At 57.3% G+C, this 16051-nt stretch carries 13 protein-coding genes; 1 reads left to right on the top strand and 12 read right to left on the bottom strand.

Going from position 1 to position 16051, the window contains the following annotated elements:
- Positions 1 to 13 precede the first annotated feature (13 nt).
- The 6 genes from B9Z44_RS13670 to B9Z44_RS13645 all read right to left on the bottom strand — a co-directional run bounded on the left by B9Z44_RS13670 (position 14) and on the right by B9Z44_RS13645 (position 5453).
- The gene (locus tag B9Z44_RS13670; protein WP_108402685.1) at positions 14 to 553 is read right to left on the bottom strand and encodes a tetratricopeptide repeat protein; all 540 of its coding nucleotides are present in this window, start codon (positions 551 to 553) and stop codon (positions 14 to 16) included.
- Positions 550 to 1680, bottom strand: coding sequence for a dual-specificity RNA methyltransferase RlmN (gene rlmN / locus B9Z44_RS13665; RefSeq protein ID WP_108402684.1), 1131 nt, complete (start codon positions 1678 to 1680; stop codon positions 550 to 552). The genes B9Z44_RS13670 and rlmN overlap by 4 nt, the downstream gene beginning before the upstream one ends.
- 44 nt (positions 1681 to 1724) lie before the next feature.
- On the bottom strand, positions 1725 to 2147 hold the full coding sequence (gene ndk / locus B9Z44_RS13660) for a nucleoside-diphosphate kinase (protein ID WP_104797502.1): 423 nt from the start codon (positions 2145 to 2147) through the stop codon (positions 1725 to 1727).
- A gap of 124 nt (positions 2148 to 2271) precedes the next feature.
- On the bottom strand, positions 2272 to 3699 hold the full coding sequence (locus B9Z44_RS13655) for a pseudouridine synthase (RefSeq protein WP_108358561.1): 1428 nt from the start codon (positions 3697 to 3699) through the stop codon (positions 2272 to 2274).
- The gene (gene scpB / locus B9Z44_RS13650; RefSeq protein ID WP_146179014.1) at positions 3584 to 4321 is read right to left on the bottom strand and encodes an SMC-Scp complex subunit ScpB; all 738 of its coding nucleotides are present in this window, start codon (positions 4319 to 4321) and stop codon (positions 3584 to 3586) included. Before scpB ends, B9Z44_RS13655 begins: the two co-directional genes overlap by 116 nt.
- Before the next feature lie 154 nt (positions 4322 to 4475).
- A complete protein-coding gene (locus B9Z44_RS13645; RefSeq protein WP_245912822.1) occupies positions 4476 to 5453 on the bottom strand; it encodes an RluA family pseudouridine synthase in 978 nt (325 codons plus the stop codon).
- An 80-nt stretch (positions 5454 to 5533) separates the two neighbouring features.
- On the opposite strand from B9Z44_RS13645, the gene B9Z44_RS13640 reads away from it, so the two are divergent.
- Positions 5534 to 6343, top strand: a complete 810-nt coding sequence (locus B9Z44_RS13640) for an outer membrane protein assembly factor BamD (RefSeq protein WP_233246869.1) — start codon at positions 5534 to 5536, stop codon at positions 6341 to 6343.
- Here B9Z44_RS13640 and B9Z44_RS13635 read toward each other — a convergent pair.
- The 6 genes from B9Z44_RS13635 to B9Z44_RS13610 all read right to left on the bottom strand — a co-directional run bounded on the left by B9Z44_RS13635 (position 6312) and on the right by B9Z44_RS13610 (position 15921).
- Positions 6312 to 8495: an ATP-dependent DNA helicase gene (locus B9Z44_RS13635; protein ID WP_108402683.1), complete on the bottom strand. Its 2184-nt coding sequence runs from the start codon at positions 8493 to 8495 to the stop codon at positions 6312 to 6314. The genes B9Z44_RS13640 and B9Z44_RS13635 overlap by 32 nt on opposite strands.
- On the bottom strand, positions 8492 to 9094 hold the full coding sequence (locus B9Z44_RS13630) for a hypothetical protein (RefSeq protein WP_108402682.1): 603 nt from the start codon (positions 9092 to 9094) through the stop codon (positions 8492 to 8494). The genes B9Z44_RS13635 and B9Z44_RS13630 overlap by 4 nt, the downstream gene beginning before the upstream one ends.
- Positions 9091 to 10200, bottom strand: a complete 1110-nt coding sequence (gene zapE / locus B9Z44_RS13625) for a cell division protein ZapE (protein ID WP_108358557.1) — start codon at positions 10198 to 10200, stop codon at positions 9091 to 9093. Before zapE ends, B9Z44_RS13630 begins: the two co-directional genes overlap by 4 nt.
- A gap of 79 nt (positions 10201 to 10279) precedes the next feature.
- Positions 10280 to 11707 carry a dihydrolipoyl dehydrogenase gene (lpdA, locus tag B9Z44_RS13620; RefSeq protein WP_108358556.1) on the bottom strand — a complete coding sequence of 476 codons (1428 nt, stop codon included), beginning with the start codon at positions 11705 to 11707 and terminating at the stop codon, positions 10280 to 10282.
- Between the two features lie 58 nt (positions 11708 to 11765).
- The gene (odhB, locus tag B9Z44_RS13615) at positions 11766 to 13019 is read right to left on the bottom strand and encodes a 2-oxoglutarate dehydrogenase complex dihydrolipoyllysine-residue succinyltransferase (protein ID WP_108358555.1); all 1254 of its coding nucleotides are present in this window, start codon (positions 13017 to 13019) and stop codon (positions 11766 to 11768) included.
- Positions 13020 to 13056: 37 nt separating this feature from the next.
- Positions 13057 to 15921, bottom strand: a complete 2865-nt coding sequence (locus tag B9Z44_RS13610; RefSeq protein WP_108358554.1) for a 2-oxoglutarate dehydrogenase E1 component — start codon at positions 15919 to 15921, stop codon at positions 13057 to 13059.
- Between the last annotated feature and the right edge of the window lie 130 nt (positions 15922 to 16051).

The raw sequence follows: 16051 nt of genomic DNA, 5'->3' as shown, positions 1-16051 counted from the left end.
ATGAGGGGTTTGTTCAATTATTGCGTGGGCGTGTGTCAGCTTGTGCCGCACGTTTTTTGCAAAATTCAATGGCTTTGTTTGTTTTGTCAGCGCTGGCATAACCCGGCTGCGACAGCGCACGGTCAAACTGCGTTTGCGCGTCTGCATCACGGTTTTGCTCGCACAAGAACCAACCGTAGTTGTGTTGAATGGCAGCCAACTCGTTGGCACGCACAGGCGGCTGAGACGCCAATTGCAGTGCTTGCTCAAAACTTTGTTGTGCCAAAGCAGGCGCTTTTGCGCGCTGGTGAATCAATCCCAACAAGCTGTAAGCATCGGCATAGTTCGGGTCAATTTGCAAAGCGGCGCGCACCTCTTGGTGTGCCACGTCATTTTGGTTTTGCTCGTAATACGCGCTGGCCAAACTCAGGCGGCGCATGGCGCGTTGGCGGGTGCTGTCTGGCTCGGCTTGCGTGAGCGTGTCTAGTTGCGGCGCAGCAGCACTGCAAGCAGTCAAGCCACATGTTGTCGCAATCAACACGGCCACAAAAGTCACGACACGCCACACACTCATGACGACACCTGTGTGAGCGGAATCACGCGCTGCTTGGCCATGCGTGCATCCACCTTGGTGCGGTCTTTCACGTCACCGGCAAGCTGGCCGCAAGCGGCATCGATGTCGTCACCACGTGTCTTGCGCACGGTGGTGGTGATGCCGGCTTCGCTGAGTTGCGCGGCAAACGCTTTGACCGTGGCCGCGCTCGAACGTGTGAGACCAGAGGCTGGAAATGGGTTGAACGGAATGAGGTTGAACTTGCAAGGCACCGGTTCACCCTGCCCGCGTTTGGGTTTGACCAAATCGATCAAAGCTTGCGCATGCTCAGGCTGGTCGTTCACGCCATCCAACATGCAATATTCAAAGGTGATGAAGTCGCGGGGCGCGTGCGCCAAATAGCGTCGGCAGGCGTCCATCAACTCATGCAAGGGGTATTTGCGGTTGAGCGGCACCAAGTTGTCGCGCAAAGCGTCAGTGGGTGCGTGCAGCGACACGGCCAAGGCCACGGGGCAGTCTTCACCCAATCGGTCCATCATGGGCACCACGCCCGAGGTGGACACCGTCACACGGCGGCGTGACAAGCCATAACCGTGGTCGTCCAACATCGACCGCAACGCAGGCACCAAGGCGCTGTAGTTTTGCAGCGGCTCGCCCATGCCCATCATCACCACGTTGGAGATGACGCGCTCGGTGGTGTTGAACTGCTTGCGCAGCGTGTGCTCGGCAAACCACAGCTGCGACAAGATTTCGCCGGTGGTGAGGTTGCGGCTGAAGCCTTGGTGACCGGTAGAGCAAAAGCGGCAGCCCACAGCACAACCGGCTTGCGACGAGATGCACAAGGTGCCTCGGTCGTCTTCAGGAATGAACACGGTTTCGACGGCGTTGCCATCGCCCACGTCGAACAACCACTTGATGGTGCCGTCGGCGGAGTCGTGTCGGGAAATGGGAGTGAGTGGCTGAACCTGTGCGCAGGTCTTCAGCTTCTCGCGCAGCGACTTGGCGAGATCAGACATCTGATCAAAGTCTTGTGCGCCTTTTTGGTGGATCCACCGGAACAGCTGTGTGGCGCGGAAGCGTTTCTCGCCCAAGCGCTCACAAAAAACGGCCAAACCGTCGAGATCAAAATCAAGCAGGTTGGCCGTCATTTTTTTGCGTCGGCGTTGCTGTGACCAGCCACGCCAATTGCCTCTTAGTGACCGTAAACGTTCATGCCGGCGAAGAAGAAGCCGATTTCAACAGCGGCTGTCTCAGCGGCGTCAGAACCGTGCACAGCGTTGGCATCGATGCTGTCAGCGAAGTCAGCACGGATGGTGCCAGGCGCTGCGTCTTTAGGGTTAGTTGCGCCCATCAAGTCACGGTTTTTCAAGATAGCGCCTTCGCCTTCGAGCACTTGGATCATGACAGGGCCAGAGACCATGAAGTCAACCAAATCTTTGAAGAAAGGACGTGCTTTGTGCACAGCGTAGAACTGTTCAGCTTCGCCGCGTGACAGGTGAGCCATGCGAGCAGCCACAACTTTCAAGCCAGCAGCTTCGAAACGTGCGTAGATTTGGCCGATGACGTTCTTAGCAACTGCGTCTGGCTTGATGATGGAGAGAGTACGTTCGGTCATTTGGAATTTCCCTGTATTGACTGTTATTGAAATTTTGTGCGCGATGCGCGTAGCCTGCTATTTTAACCGTTTCAAGGGATTTCCCTTGAACGCGCAAGCGTTTTTGGTGCATCTTCGCTGTGATTTATCGGCCACCTCGACCACGGTTGCCACCCGCACCGCCGCTATTACCGCCACCTGAGCGGCCACCGCCGAAGCTACCGCCTGCAGAACCGCCGCGTCGTGGCGCAGCACTGCTTGACGGACGTGGACCACCGACCAAGCCGGCCTTGAAGGCTTTTTGGCCATCTTTTTTGCGTTGACGCTCCTCGGCATAGCTGTCTGCACCGATGTAGCCCACCGAGGTTTGCATCGGATCTGGCTGCGGTGCACGCTCTGGCGGCTTGCCACCGCGGCGGCGCTCGGTGCGAACCAAACGTTCGGGGCCACTGCGCTCTTCGGCCGCGCGTGGTGTGGATGGACGTGGGCCAATGCTGTTGCCGCGACGGCGGCTGTTGGCGCGCTCGCTGCGGTCATGGCGTGAGGGGCCGCTTTGCATCGGCGCCTCGGCGCCGGCAGCTTCCATCAAGGCGCGAATGTCGCGCTCGCCCAACTCCACAAAGGCGCCACGCTTCAAGCCGCGTGGCAATACCATGGCGCCGTAACGGATGCGAATCAAACGGCTGACAGCGTGGCCGACAGCTTCGAACATGCGGCGCACTTCGCGGTTGCGACCTTCAGAAATCGTGACGCGGTACCAACAGTTGGAGCCCTCGCCGCCGCCCTCTTCGATCGAGCCAAATTGGGCGGGACCGTCGTCGAGTTGAATGCCAGTGATGAGTTGTTCTTTTTGGTCTTTGCTGAGCTTGCCCAGCGAGCGCACCGCGTATTCGCGTTGCAAGCCAAAGCGTGGGTGCATCAGCTGGTTGGCCAGTTCGCCCGAGCTGGTGAACAGCAACAAGCCTTCGGTGTTCAAGTCCAAACGGCCCACAGATTGCCATTTGCCTTGGTACAGGCGTGGCAACCGGCGGAACACGGTGGGACGGTTTTGTGGGTCATCGGTGGTCACCACTTCGCCAGCAGGCTTGTGGTACGCGATGACGCGCGGTGGCGGCGGCGCAATGCGCACCTTGAGCTGACGGCCATTGACCTTGATTTGGTCACCAAACTGCACGCGTTGGCCCACGTGGGCCACTTCGTTGTTGACAGCCACATGGCCTTCGGCAATCAGGCGCTCCATCTCGATGCGTGAGCCCAAGCCCGACTGGGCCAAGACTTTGTGCAACTTAGGCGATTCGGGTTGTGGCAACAACACACGTTTTTCGGGTGCGGCTTCAGCGCGAATGAGTTCAGCATCGAACTCGCCTGAGACCACATCGTCAAAATCAAAAACGGTTTCGTCGTCGTCCAAGAACTCGTCGTGTGCTTCGGTTGGCTTGCCACCCAGGTCGTGGTGTTTAGTGTTCATGCGTGTCGTCGCCGGTTGGGGCGGGGTCTCTGGGTGAGGAAAGTTCAAAAATAGGGGCTTCGTCGCTGAGAGCCGTCGGGGCTTGGGTTGCCACTTCAGCCGCATTGCCTTCGGCAGGCGTTGTGATTTCAACTGACTCAGCGGACTCGAGGGCCATGTCCATTTGCAACGATGGATCGTCTTCACCCAAGCGGGCAAAGGCGTTGGCTTGCGCTTGGGCGCTGTCATACACGGGCAGTTGGTCGAGCGAGGCCAAGCCCAGGTCGTCCAAAAACTGACGCGTGGTGGCGTACAAAGAAGGACGGCCCACGGTTTCGCGGTGGCCAATGACTTCAACCCAGCCGCGGTCTTCGAGTTGTTTGAGGACCAATGAGTTGATGGTCACCCCGCGCACGTCTTCCATGTCACCACGGGTCACGGGCTGGCGGTAGGCAATGATGGCCAAGGTTTCCATCACGGCGCGTGAGTATTTAGGAGGCTTCTCGGGGTTCAGACGGTCCAAATACTCGCGCATTTCTGGGCGGCTTTGGAAGCGCCAACCGGTGGCCACTTGCACCAGCTCAACGCCACGTTGCGCCCAATCGAGCTGCAACTCTTCGAGCAAGGTGCGAATGGTGTCTGCGCCCAAGGCGTCAGAGAACAGCACGCGCAAATCGCGAATCTGAATCGGTTGGTGCGAACAAATCAGGGCGGTCTCAAGTACGCGCTTGGCATCCACGGTGTTCATCGTGAGAGTTCCGGGTCAAGGGTCGAGGAAAAGGCCTACGAAAATTCATCTCGAGGCAGGTAAGGGCAACGCGGGGCATTGCCGAAGTCAGAACCAAAGGGCTCACCGCTTTCACAAGCGTGAGCTCATATTATAACGGAGAAGGCTAAAAAGCTTATTCGGGGCGCTTCAGGCCCAAACCCGCCAGCAAATTGACCATATCGTCAGGCAGCGGCGCTTCAAACTTCAGGGACTCGCCCGTGATGGGGTGGTCAAAGCTCAAACGGAATGCGTGCAAAGCTTGGCGGTCAATGCCCAAGGTCATGGGGCCAGCGTAGAGCGAGTCGCCCACCAGCGGATGGCCAAAGTGCGCCATGTGGACACGGATTTGATGTGTACGGCCCGTGTGCAAGGTGCACTGCACCAAACAGGCTTCCTCTTGGCTGCTCAGGCACTCAAACGTGGTGTGGGCTTCTTTGCCGGGCAAGCGCTCGAGGTCGACCACAGCCATGCGTAAGCGGTTGCGGTAGTCGCGGCCAATCGCAGCCACAATGTCGCGCACCGGTGTGCCACTCCATTTGCGATACGCGACGGCCAAATATTCACGGTGGACTTCGCGCTCAGCAATCATGGCCACCAAGGCATCCATCGCGCGGCGGGTGCGCGCCACGATCATCAAGCCGCTGGTGTCTTTGTCTAAGCGGTGCACGATGCCTGCACGGGGCAACATGACCGCTTGCGGGTCTAAGGCCAACAAACCATTGAGCAACGTGCCACTCCAGTTGCCTGGTGCGGGGTGGACCACCAAGCCAGCCGGCTTGAAGAGCACGCGCAGGTCTTCGTCTTCGTAGATCACATCCAACGGAATATCTTCGGGCTTGAAGGCTTGGCTTTGCGGTGTGGGTTTCAAGATGAGCTGGTAACGCTCGCCCATGCGCACCTTGGCCGAGGCCTTGGTCATCACGCGAGGCGTGGGCACCACACAGCTCACACACCCCTCACTGAGCAGCTGCTGCGAGAAGCTGCGAGAGAACTCGGGCAGCAACACAGCCAAAGCACGGTCAAGGCGTTCGCCGTGCAAATCACTGGGAATGACGAGTTCGCGGGTTTCCACCTCGGGACCGTCAATGAGGTCGACATGCTCATCGAGCAAAACATCCTCCTGCAAGGGCGCTGTGGATGGCGGCTGAGCCGATAGAATGGTTTGACTTTGCTTCAAGAGGTTGACCTGTGGTGTTACGACTCAAATTATCGACTGTGTGGATGGCCATCGGCCTGTCTACGGCTATTCTTTTCACAGGATGCGCCGACAGCAACTACGATCCCACCAAAGATTGGAGCAATGACAAGCTCTACAACGAAGCCAAAGACGAAATGGCGGCGGGTGGCTACGACAAAGCCATTGGCATGTACGAAAAGCTCGAAGGTCGTGCAGCAGGCACGCCGCTCGCTCAGCAAGCGCAGCTTGACAAAGCCTGGGCGCAATACAAAACCAACGAGCCTGTGCAGGCCGTGGCCACACTCGACCGTTTCATCAAACTCCACCCTGCCAGCCCCGCGTTGGACTATGCGCTGTACCTCAAAGGTTTGGTGAACTTCAACGACAACTTGGGCTTGTTGTCCTCATGGGCCGAACAAGATTTGGCTGAGCGTGACCCCAAGCAAGCGAAAGAATCGTTTGAAGCTTTCCGTGAACTGGTGGTTCGCTTTCCTGACTCAAAGTACGCTGCTGACGCGCGCTTGCGCATGGCGTTCATCAAAAACTCGCTGGCGCGTTCAGATGTTCACGTGGCCCGTTTTTACTACCAACGCGGCGCTTATGTTGCCGCCATCAACCGCGCACAAACCACGGTACAGGAATACCGCGACGTGCCAGCCGTGGAAGAAGCTTTGTTCATCATGGTTCAGTCCTACGACAAGCTGGGCTTGAACCAATTGCGTGACGACACCAAACGCGTGTTGGAAACCACCTACCCTAACTCCGCGTTGTTGTACCCAGAACGCGCCGTGACTAAAAAGTCGTGGTGGAAGTTTTGGAAATAAGGTCTTGGCTCAACGCATCTAAAGCTTGAGCCAAGTCTTGCGCCGTTTGCAGTGGACGCATCGGCGGCAAAGCCGCAATCAACCGACGGCCATAGCCAGTGGTGACCAAGCGGTTGTCACACAACACCAAGACGCCTTGGTCTGATTCGGTACGAATCAATCGACCGGCCCCCTGCTTCAGCGCCACCACAGCCTCTGGCACAAAGTAATCGTTGAACGGGCTGCGGCCTTGCGCTTCTAGGCGCTTGGTGCGCGCTTCGACCAAGGGGTCATTGGGTGGCGGAAACGGCAGTTTGTCGATGACCACGAGCTGCAGCGCATCGCCCGGCACATCAAAACCCTCCCAGAAGGTGGCTGAGGCCACCAATACGCAACCGCCCTCACCGACTTTTGCACCTTCGCGAAAACGCTCCATCAAATGGCGCTTGGGCCATTCGCCCTGCACCAACACTTCGATGGCTGAGCCTTCAAGCTGCTGCTTCATCACATCGCCAATCGCACGCAAAGCACGCAGCGTGGTGGTGAGCACCAAAGTGCGGCCACCCAAGCGGCGCACGGCATCGCTGGCAATGGTGGCCACTTGCGCGCTGTGCGCGGGGTCATTCGGGCGCACGATGTCACGCGGCACATAAAGAGAGGCTTGCGCAGGGTAATCAAACGGGCTGCTCACACGCAAGACCGTGGCCGACTCTAAGCCACAAGGCTCGGTGAACCAACGCAAGCGCGGGTCATCCCCCAACGTGGCGGACGTGAAGACCCAACTGCGTGGACGTGCGTCCTCGACGGGGCGCATCGGAAAAGCGCCGTCAAAAGGCGATGCCGTTGCATCGTCTTCGTGCGTGGCGCTATCGGCGTCGTGATGTGCCACGAAGGTTTCTTCCAGCGATGGCTCGTCATGCCAAGGCGGTGGCTCTTCTGGGTTGACATCGTCGGCAATCACCGAGGCTTGCTTCATCAAACGCTCGCGCACGGTTTGCGCGATGTCGAGTGGCGCTTCCATCAAGCGCATTTGTGAGGCGCTCACATCCATCCAACGCACGGCATCGGGCGCACATGGGTTCAAGAAGGCATCCACACGCTTGGCGATTTCGGCCACACGGTCATGCAAGCGCATGAAGTCGGGCGCAATTTCGCTCACGGTGTCTAAAGCTTGCAGCGCCTGCACGCAGGCTGCGCCCACATCTTGCAAGGACTGCTCCCACACACCAGGGTGAATGCCCTCTGGCGCATCTTCGGTCCAGCGCAATTTCACAGCGCCAGGTCGCTTGCCACCGATGAGGCGCAACTCTCGTGCGGCGCGTTCCAAACCAGAACACACGTCTTGCCAGTCGGCCAAACCGCGTGCCAATTGCAAACCGGTGGCCAGCATGTCGCGGGTCACATCCAGCAGCTGGGCTGTGCCAAGTTGATGGCCTAAGAAGTTCACCCCCACTTCGTTGAGCTGATGCGCTTCGTCAAAGATGACCACACGCACACTGGGTAGCAATTCAGCCATGCCTGTTTCGCGCACCGCCATGTCGGCAAAAAACAAATGGTGGTTGATGACCACCACATCGGCACCCAACGCTTCGCGACGCGCCGCATTGACGTGACAGGTTTTGAACTTGGGGCATTGCGAGCCCAAACAGTTCTCGCGGTTAGAGGTGATGAGTGGGATCAAGGGCGAGCGTTCGTCCAAGCCGGGCAGCTCGGCCAAGTCACCCGTGCGGGTGCTGAGCGACCACGTTTCCACACGCGACAACAAGTGCACGGTATGGCGATCAGGTATCTGCGTGTCACGTCGCGCCAGTTCCATGCGGTGGGTACACAAGTAGCTGGAGCGACCTTTGAGCAAGGCCAAGCGAATGGGTAAGTTAAGCGCTTGTACCAAGCGCGGCAAATCGCGTGCGTACAGCTGGTCTTGCAAGGCCTTTGTCGCGGTCGAGAGCAACACGCGCTCACCACTCAATAGCGCAGGCACCAGGTACGCAAAGGTTTTACCTACACCTGTACCCGCCTCCACCACCAAGCTGCCGCCGTGCGCCACCACATCGGCCACGGCCAGGGCCATGTCGGTCTGACCTTGGCGTGGACTGAATTGATCGGTGGCGCGAGCCAGCACGCCTAAAGGTGCAAACGCTTCTTGCACCAAATCACGCAAGGGGTGGCTCATTGGCCTGGCACAGGCAGCGGTGCTGCTGGTTCTTTGTTACGTTCGCGGAGTTTCTTTTCAGCGTCGGCACGACGTTGCACAGCTTCCCGCTGCTTTTGCTCATAGTCACCACGCTTGGTACCTTGCAAGGCATGGTCGATTTGCTTTTGTGCGTTGGCATCTGCACGTTCTTTCGAAGCGGCAATAGATGCTGCACGTTCAGCTTGGGCTTTCTTTTGCGACGCTTCGCTGTTGCGATCAGCCAAACTACGGCGGGCTTCGTCGGCATGAATTTGACGCTCTTGCGCGTTGAAACGTAGCTCTTGTTTGCGCAAAGCGGTGTCTGCTTCAATGCGTCGATCACGCGCTTGCAAGCGGCAGCTGTTGACATCAAAGTTTTGGTAGCACAGCTTCATCTCTTGTCTGTATTTGTCTTCGAGTGCTTGGCGTTCACGTGTCAAGCGGACGCGTTCTTCGTTGCGTTCGGCATCCGATGGAAAACCAGACAAGGGCTGACTCGCGACCACGCCAGATGCTGGCGCAGCGGCATTCACCGAAGGTTCAACACACCATGCAGTCACGCAAACGCATGCCAGCAAAGAAAAAAACATTTTCTTCATGTCAACCCCGTATCCACCGTGCGACGCTCCAGTGCCAAAAACTCGGCCGATTGCATCTCGTTCAAACGCGACACCGTGCGAGGAAACTCATGCGACATGGGGCCTTCGGTGTACAACTCTTCAGGTGTCACAGCCGCTGACAGCATCAGCTTGACGCGACGGTCATACAACACATCAACCAACCACGTGAAGCGACGAGCCTCGGCCGCTTTATTAACAGGCATTTGAGGCACGTCGCTCAACAAGACCGTGTGAAACTGGCTGGCAATTTCCAAATAGTCGTTTTGTGAACGCGGGCCGCCACACAAATCTTTGAAGTCAAACCACACCACACCACCGGCTCGGCGACGTGCTTTGATTTGACGCGCCTCGATGTGCAGCACCGGGTCTTCGTCTTGACATTCGGCCAAGCGGTTAAAGGCATCGGTCATGGCCGCATCGGCCTTCTCACCCAAGGGACGCAAGTACAACTCGACTTGCTCTAACGTTCTGCGGCGGTAGTCTGTGCCGTTGTCCACGTTGATGACTTCCAGCTCTTTGTTGAGCAGCGCAATCGCAGGCATGATGCGGTCGCGGTGCATACCGCCAGGGTACAAGTCGTCAGGCTTGAAGTTAGAGGTGGTCACGAAGCCCACGCCGTTGTCAAACAAGGCATCCAGCAAGCGATGCAAGATCATGGCATCGGTGATGTCGGCCACATGGAATTCGTCAAAGCAAATCAGCTTATAGCGTTTGGACATTTGTTTGCCCAACACATCGAGTGGGTTCACTGTGCCTTGCAACTCACGCAGCTCGCGGTGAACCTCGCGCATGAACTCGTGAAAATGCAAACGGGTTTTGCGTTTGATGGGCACCGCTTCAAAAAAGCAATCCATCAAAAAACTTTTGCCACGCCCCACCCCGCCAAACATATACACACCGCGTGGAATGGCAGGCCGGTTCACCAACTTCTTCAGTGAGTTCGAACGCTTCTCTTTGTATGCAGCCCACTCGGCAGCACAACGCTCTAACGCATCGATGGCGCGCAACTGCGCAGGGTCACTTTGAAAGCCTCGAATTTCGAGTTCTTTGAGGTAATTTTGATGAACGGGCTGGTTGACTGACATAGGCCTCTATTGTGCCTTGCCCATGAAAAAAGCCCGCTGTTACCAACGGGCTTTTTAGACGCAAAGCGGTTGAAATTGATTAGAAGTTCAACGTGCGTTTGTCCACTGCCAAAGCAGCTTCTTTGGTCGCTTCGCTCAAAGATGGATGAGCGTGGCAAATACGTGCGATGTCTTCGGCTGATGCCTTGAATTCCATCGCCACCACGGCTTCAGAGATCAACTCTGACACCTGTGGGCCCACCATATGCACGCCCAAGATTTCGTCGGTCGTGGCATCGGCCAAGAACTTCACCATACCGGTGGTGTCGCCCAAAGCGCGCGCACGGCCGTTCGCGAGGAACGGGAATGTGCCAGCTTTGTAAGCCACGCCATCGGCCTTGAGCTGCTGCTCAGTGCGGCCCACCCAAGCGATTTCGGGGCTGGTGTAGATGACCCAAGGGATGGTGTTGAAGTTGACGTGACCGTGTTGACCAGCGATACGCTCGGCCACGGCAACGCCTTCTTCTTCGGCTTTGTGCGCGAGCATCGGGCCACGCACCACGTCGCCCACCGCCCACACGCCAGGAACGTTGGTTTTGCAATCGCCGTCCACCACAATGGCGCCACGCTCGTCTACTGCCAAGCCAATGGCTTCGGCATTCAAACCAATCGTGTTCGGCACGCGACCAATCGACACGATGAGCTTGTCAGCTTCCAACACAATGGCTTCGCCTTTGGCGTTGGTGTAGTTGACGGTGACGCCCTTCTTGCCATTGACGATCTCGCCGACTTTCACGCCGAGTTCGATCTTCAAGCCTTGCTTGTCAAAAGCCTTTTTGGCTTCTTTGGCGATTTGCTCGTCCACAGCGCCGAGGAATGTAGGCAGACCTTCGAGGATGGTCACGTCAGCGCCGAGACGACGCCACACAGAACCCATCTCCAAACCGATCACGCCGGAGCCAATCAAGGCCAGCTTCTTAGGCACAGCACCCACGCGCAACGCGCCATCGTTGGACAACACGTTGACTTCGTCAAACGGTGTGCCGGGCAACGCACGGGCGTTAGAACCCGTGGCGATGATGACTTGCTTAGCCGTGATGGACTCTTCAGTCTTGCCAGCCACGTTGACGGTGTAGCCGCCTTCAGCCTTGCCAGCGAAGCTGCCACGACCGTGGAAGAACGTGACCTTGTTTTTCTTGAACAGGTACAAGATGCCGTCGTTGTTTTGCTTCACAACGTTGTCCTTGCGGGCAATCATCTTGGCCACATCCATCTTCACGTCTTTGGCAGAAATGCCGTGTTCTGCGAAGTGGTGGTTGGCATGGTCAAAGTGTTCGCTGGACTGCAGCAAAGCTTTGGAGGGAATGCAACCCACGTTGGTACACGTGCCACCGGGCGCTGGGCCACCGGCTGCGTTTTTCCATTCGTCGATACAAGCGACTTGGAAACCGAGTTGTGCAGCGCGAATAGCTGCGATGTAGCCACCTGGGCCACCACCAATGACGACGACGTCGAATTGTTTACTCATAGGAATATCTCTTGAATGAACAACGCCCCCAAACTGGGGGCATTGCAATTAGCTGAAATTAGATGTCGAACAAGAGGCGCGCTGGATCTTCCAGCGCTTCTTTCATCGCCACCAGACCCAAGACAGCTTCGCGGCCGTCAATGATGCGGTGGTCATACGACATCGCGAAGTAGTTCATCGGACGAACCACGACTTGGCCGTTTTCCACCATGGCGCGGTCTTTGGTCGCGTGCACGCCCAAGATGGCTGACTGTGGTGGGTTGATGATCGGGGTCGACATCATGGAGCCGAAGGTACCGCCGTTGGAGATCGAGAACGTACCGCCGGTCATTTCTTCAAGGCCCAATTTGCCGTCACGCGCTTTCACGCCGAATTCAGCAATTTTCTTCTCGATGTCAGCAAAGCTCATTTGGTCAGCGTTGCGCAAAATTGGCACCACCAAACCACGTGGTGAGCCCACAGCGATACCGATGTCGAAGTAGCCGTGGTACACGATGTCGTTGCCGTCTACAGAAGCGTTCAACACGGGGAATTTCTTCAAAGCATGCACAGCCGCTTTGACGAAAAAGCTCATGAAGCCCAGCTTAACGCCGTGCTCTTTTTCGAACTTGTCTTGCATGCGCTTGCGCATATCCATGACCGGGGCCATGTTGATTTCGTTGAACGTGGTCAGGATGGCGTTGGTCGATTGCGATTGCAACAAACGCTCGGCCACGCGCGCACGCAAACGTGTCATCGGCACACGTTGCTCTGGACGCTCGCCCAAGTTGACAGCAGGTGCTGCCACCTGTGGCAATGCTTTGGTCGGTGCGCCTGTAGGAATGACAGCCGCTGTGGACTGCACGCCACCGGCAACGGCACTGAGCACATCACCTTTGGTGACGCGACCGTCTTTGCCTGTGCCAGCCACAGAGCCAGCGGCCAAGTTGTTGTCAGCCATCAGCTTGGCTGCAGCGGGCATGGCCACGCCAGCTTTGCTGGTCGATGCAGCGGCGGCGGCTGCAGGTGCAGCAGCAGCGGCTGGTGCGGCGGCAGGCGCTGCAGCAGCGGGGGCAGCTGCGCCCACTTTGCCGTCGGTGTCGATGCGCGCGATGAGCTGCTCAGCAGCCACGGTGCCGCCATCAGCGACCAAGATTTCGCACAAGACGCCAGCGGCAGGTGCGGGCACTTCAAGCACGACTTTGTCGGTCTCGATGTCGATCAAGATTTCGTCAGCAGCGACAGACTCGCCCACTTTCTTTTTCCATTGCAGCATGGTGGCTTCGGCCACGGATTCGGACAGCTGTGGAACTTTGACTTCGATGATTGCCATATGTATCTCTCTTTATTGGTGTGTTCGATTCAACGATTTATTTGGTCAGCACGAAGCCTTTGAGCTTGCCGAATGCGCCTTCGACCAGCGACTTTTGCTGCTCTTGGTGCAAGTGCGAGTAACCCACGGCTGGTGACGCCGAAGCGGCACGGCCCGAGTAGCCGAGCTTTTGGCCTGGCAACATGTTTTCGTGGATGTAGTGCTGCACGAAGAACCATGCGCCTTGGTTTTGTGGCTCGTCTTGCGTCCACACCAACTCAGTGGCGTTGGGGTACTTCTTGAGTTCAGCAGCGAAAGCTTTGTGTGGGAAGGGATACAACTGTTCGGCGCGCAGAATGGCCACGTCGTCAGCACCCAACTCTTCACGCTTTTTGACCAAGTCGTAGTAAACCTTGCCCGAGCACACCAACACGCGCTTGACCTTGTCGGCCTTGAGCGCTTTGTTCTCTGGAATCACGGTTTGGAATGAACCTTTGGTGAATTCAGACACAGGCGATGTTGCGTCTTTGTTACGCAGCAACGACTTCGGTGTGAAGATGATCAAAGGCTTGCGCAAGTCGCGCACCATTTGACGACGCAACACGTGGAAGATCTGGCTGGCCGTGGTGGGCTGCACGATCTGCATGTTGGTGTCAGCAGCGAGTTGCATGAAGCGTTCGAGGCGTGCTGAGCTGTGCTCTGGGCCTTGGCCTTCGTAGCCGTGAGGCAACATCAACGTCAAGCCGTTCACACGGCCCCACTTCACTTCGCCGGAGGCGATGAACTGGTCGATCACCACTTGGGCGCCGTTGGCGAAGTCGCCGAACTGGGCTTCCCAGACCACCAAGGTGTTGGGGTCGTTCGAGGCGTAGCCGTATTCGAAACCGAGCACCGCTTCTTCAGACAAGATCGAGTCGATCACGACAAACGGAGCTTGGTTCTCAGTCACGTTTTGCAACGCCACATAAGTGCCGGTGTCCCACTTTTCACGCTTTTGATCGTGAATCACAGCGTGACGGTGTGTGAACGTGCCACGGCCGCAATCTTCACCTGACAAACGCACGGGGTAGCCGCTGGCCACCAACGATGCGAAAGCCATGTGCTCGCCCATGCCCCAATCCACGGGGATGTCGCCACGGCCCATCGCGGCGCGGTCGTCATACACCTTTTTCACCAACTGGTGAGGCGTGACGGTCGCGGGGATGGTGGTGATTTTTTCAGCCAAGCGCTTCCACTCGGTCATGGGGATGGCGGTTTCGCCAGCATCTGTCCACTTCTTGCCCATGAAGGGTGACCAGTCCACAGTGAACTTGGTCTTGAAGTTGGTCAACACAGGATCATCGGTGTGCTTGCCCGCATCCAAAGCGGCGCGGTAGGCCTTGACCATGTCGTCGCCCAATGTGTCGCCCAAGCCTTGTGTGGCCAACTTGTCGGCGAACAGCTTGCGGGTGCCAGGGTGAGCGGCGATTTTTTTGTACATCAGCGGCTGAGTCAGCGCTGGTGTGTCTTGCTCGTTGTGGCCGAGTTTACGGAAACACACGATGTCAAGCACCACGTCTTTGCGGAAGGTCGAACGGTACTCGAGCGCCAACTGGGTGGCCAACACGACGGCTTCTGGATCGTCACCGTTGACGTGCAACACAGGCGCTTCGACCATCTTGACGATGTCGGTACAGAACACGCTAGAGCGCATGTCGCGTGGGTCAGAGGTGGTGAAACCGATTTGGTTGTTCACAATGATGTGCACCGTGCCGCCTGTGGTGTAACCACGGGTTTGGGCCAGTGCCAAGGTTTCTTGGTTCACGCCTTGACCGCCGAAGGCGGAGTCACCGTGGACCAACACGGGCAACACTTGGCTGCCCGTTGGGTCAGCGCGGCGGTCCATGCGGGCGCGCACAGAGCCTTCGACCACGGGGTTGACGATTTCCAAGTGTGAGGGGTTGAACGCCAAAGACAAGTGAACGGGGCCACCAGCAGTCGACACATCAGAGCTGAAGCCTTGGTGGTATTTCACGTCACCAGCCGGCAACTCTTCAGGCGCGGTGTGGTCGAATTCGGCGAACAAGTCGGCAGGCAACTTGCGCATGGTGTTGACCAACACGTTCAGACGGCCGCGGTGGGCCATACCGATCACGACTTCTTGCACGCCTTTGAGGCCCGCTTGTTGGATCAGTTCGTCCATCGCGGCGATGAAGCTTTCACCACCTTCAAGCGAGAAGCGCTTTTGACCCACGTATTTGGTGTGGAGGTAACGCTCCAAGCCTTCCGCAGCGGTCAAACGCTCCAGAATGGCTTTCTTTTTGTCGGAATTGAAGTTGGCTTTGCTGCGGATGCTTTCCAACTTTTCTTGCCACCAACGCTTTTCACCCATTTCTGAGGTGTACATGAACTCGGCGCCCAAGGTGCCGCAGTAGGTTTCACGCAAAGCGTTGAGCAATTCGCGCAAGGACATGTTGTTCTTGCCGAAGAAGGTGTTACTGGTGTCGAACACGGTTTCTTGGTCGGCGTCAGAGAAGCCGTAGAAAGCGGGGTCGAGGTCAGGAATATTGGGGCGTTCAGTGCGCTTGAGTGGATCGAGGTCTGCCCAGCGTTGGCCCACGTTGCGGTAAGCGGCAATGAGCTGCTGCACTGCTGTGCGTTTGCGACCCATTTCGACGTTTTCGCTGGCCATGACGACTTTGGTACCGCCAGCTTTGGCGCGTTCTGCAAAGGCGTTGATGACGGGCAAGTGAGGCACGTCTTTGGCGTTAGAGCCATCGACTGCGGGCACATGCTGAAGCGCGTCGAAGTACTCGCGCCACGAATCGGGCACGCTACCAGGATTGGCTAAATAGTTTTCGTACATCTCTTCGACGTAAGGGGTGTTGCCCCCGAAGAGATGGGTATTGCCCGAATAGGCTTGATAGACGGTTGTCTCACTCATTTGCGCTGACCTCCGTTCCCCTGCAGGGAACATTAGCTGGTTGGAAAAAAACCTCCGCGACACGGCTGGACCGGTTAGCGGATGCGACTGTGGTCAGGATTGACCTAGTGCATCCAAGATTGTGCCACCG

It is taken from the genome of Limnohabitans curvus (genome assembly GCF_003063475.1).
Classification (GTDB): domain Bacteria; phylum Pseudomonadota; class Gammaproteobacteria; order Burkholderiales; family Burkholderiaceae_C; genus Limnohabitans; species Limnohabitans curvus.
Note: the sequence above shows the minus strand (reverse complement) of the source record. Positions and strands in the feature narration are given on the sequence as shown.

Bases quoted from the DNA above. Each gene is read 5' to 3' on its own strand.
- B9Z44_RS13670 (WP_108402685.1), bottom strand. From the start codon at position 553: ATGAGTGTGTGGCGTGTCGTGACTTTTGTGGCCGTGTTGATTGCGACA.
- rlmN (WP_108402684.1), bottom strand. From the start codon at position 1,680: ATGACGGCCAACCTGCTTGATTTTGATCTCGACGGTTTGGCCGTTTTT.
- ndk (WP_104797502.1), bottom strand. From the start codon at position 2,147: ATGACCGAACGTACTCTCTCCATCATCAAGCCAGACGCAGTTGCTAAG.
- B9Z44_RS13655 (WP_108358561.1), bottom strand. From the start codon at position 3,699: ATGCGGCTGAAGTGGCAACCCAAGCCCCGACGGCTCTCAGCGACGAAG.
- scpB (WP_146179014.1), bottom strand. From the start codon at position 4,321: ATGAACACCGTGGATGCCAAGCGCGTACTTGAGACCGCCCTGATTTGT.
- B9Z44_RS13635 (WP_108402683.1), bottom strand. From the start codon at position 8,495: ATGAGCCACCCCTTGCGTGATTTGGTGCAAGAAGCGTTTGCACCTTTA.
- B9Z44_RS13630 (WP_108402682.1), bottom strand. From the start codon at position 9,094: ATGAAGAAAATGTTTTTTTCTTTGCTGGCATGCGTTTGCGTGACTGCA.
- zapE (WP_108358557.1), bottom strand. From the start codon at position 10,200: ATGTCAGTCAACCAGCCCGTTCATCAAAATTACCTCAAAGAACTCGAA.
- lpdA (WP_108358556.1), bottom strand. From the start codon at position 11,707: ATGAGTAAACAATTCGACGTCGTCGTCATTGGTGGTGGCCCAGGTGGC.
- odhB (WP_108358555.1), bottom strand. From the start codon at position 13,019: ATGGCAATCATCGAAGTCAAAGTTCCACAGCTGTCCGAATCCGTGGCC.
- B9Z44_RS13610 (WP_108358554.1), bottom strand. From the start codon at position 15,921: ATGAGTGAGACAACCGTCTATCAAGCCTATTCGGGCAATACCCATCTC.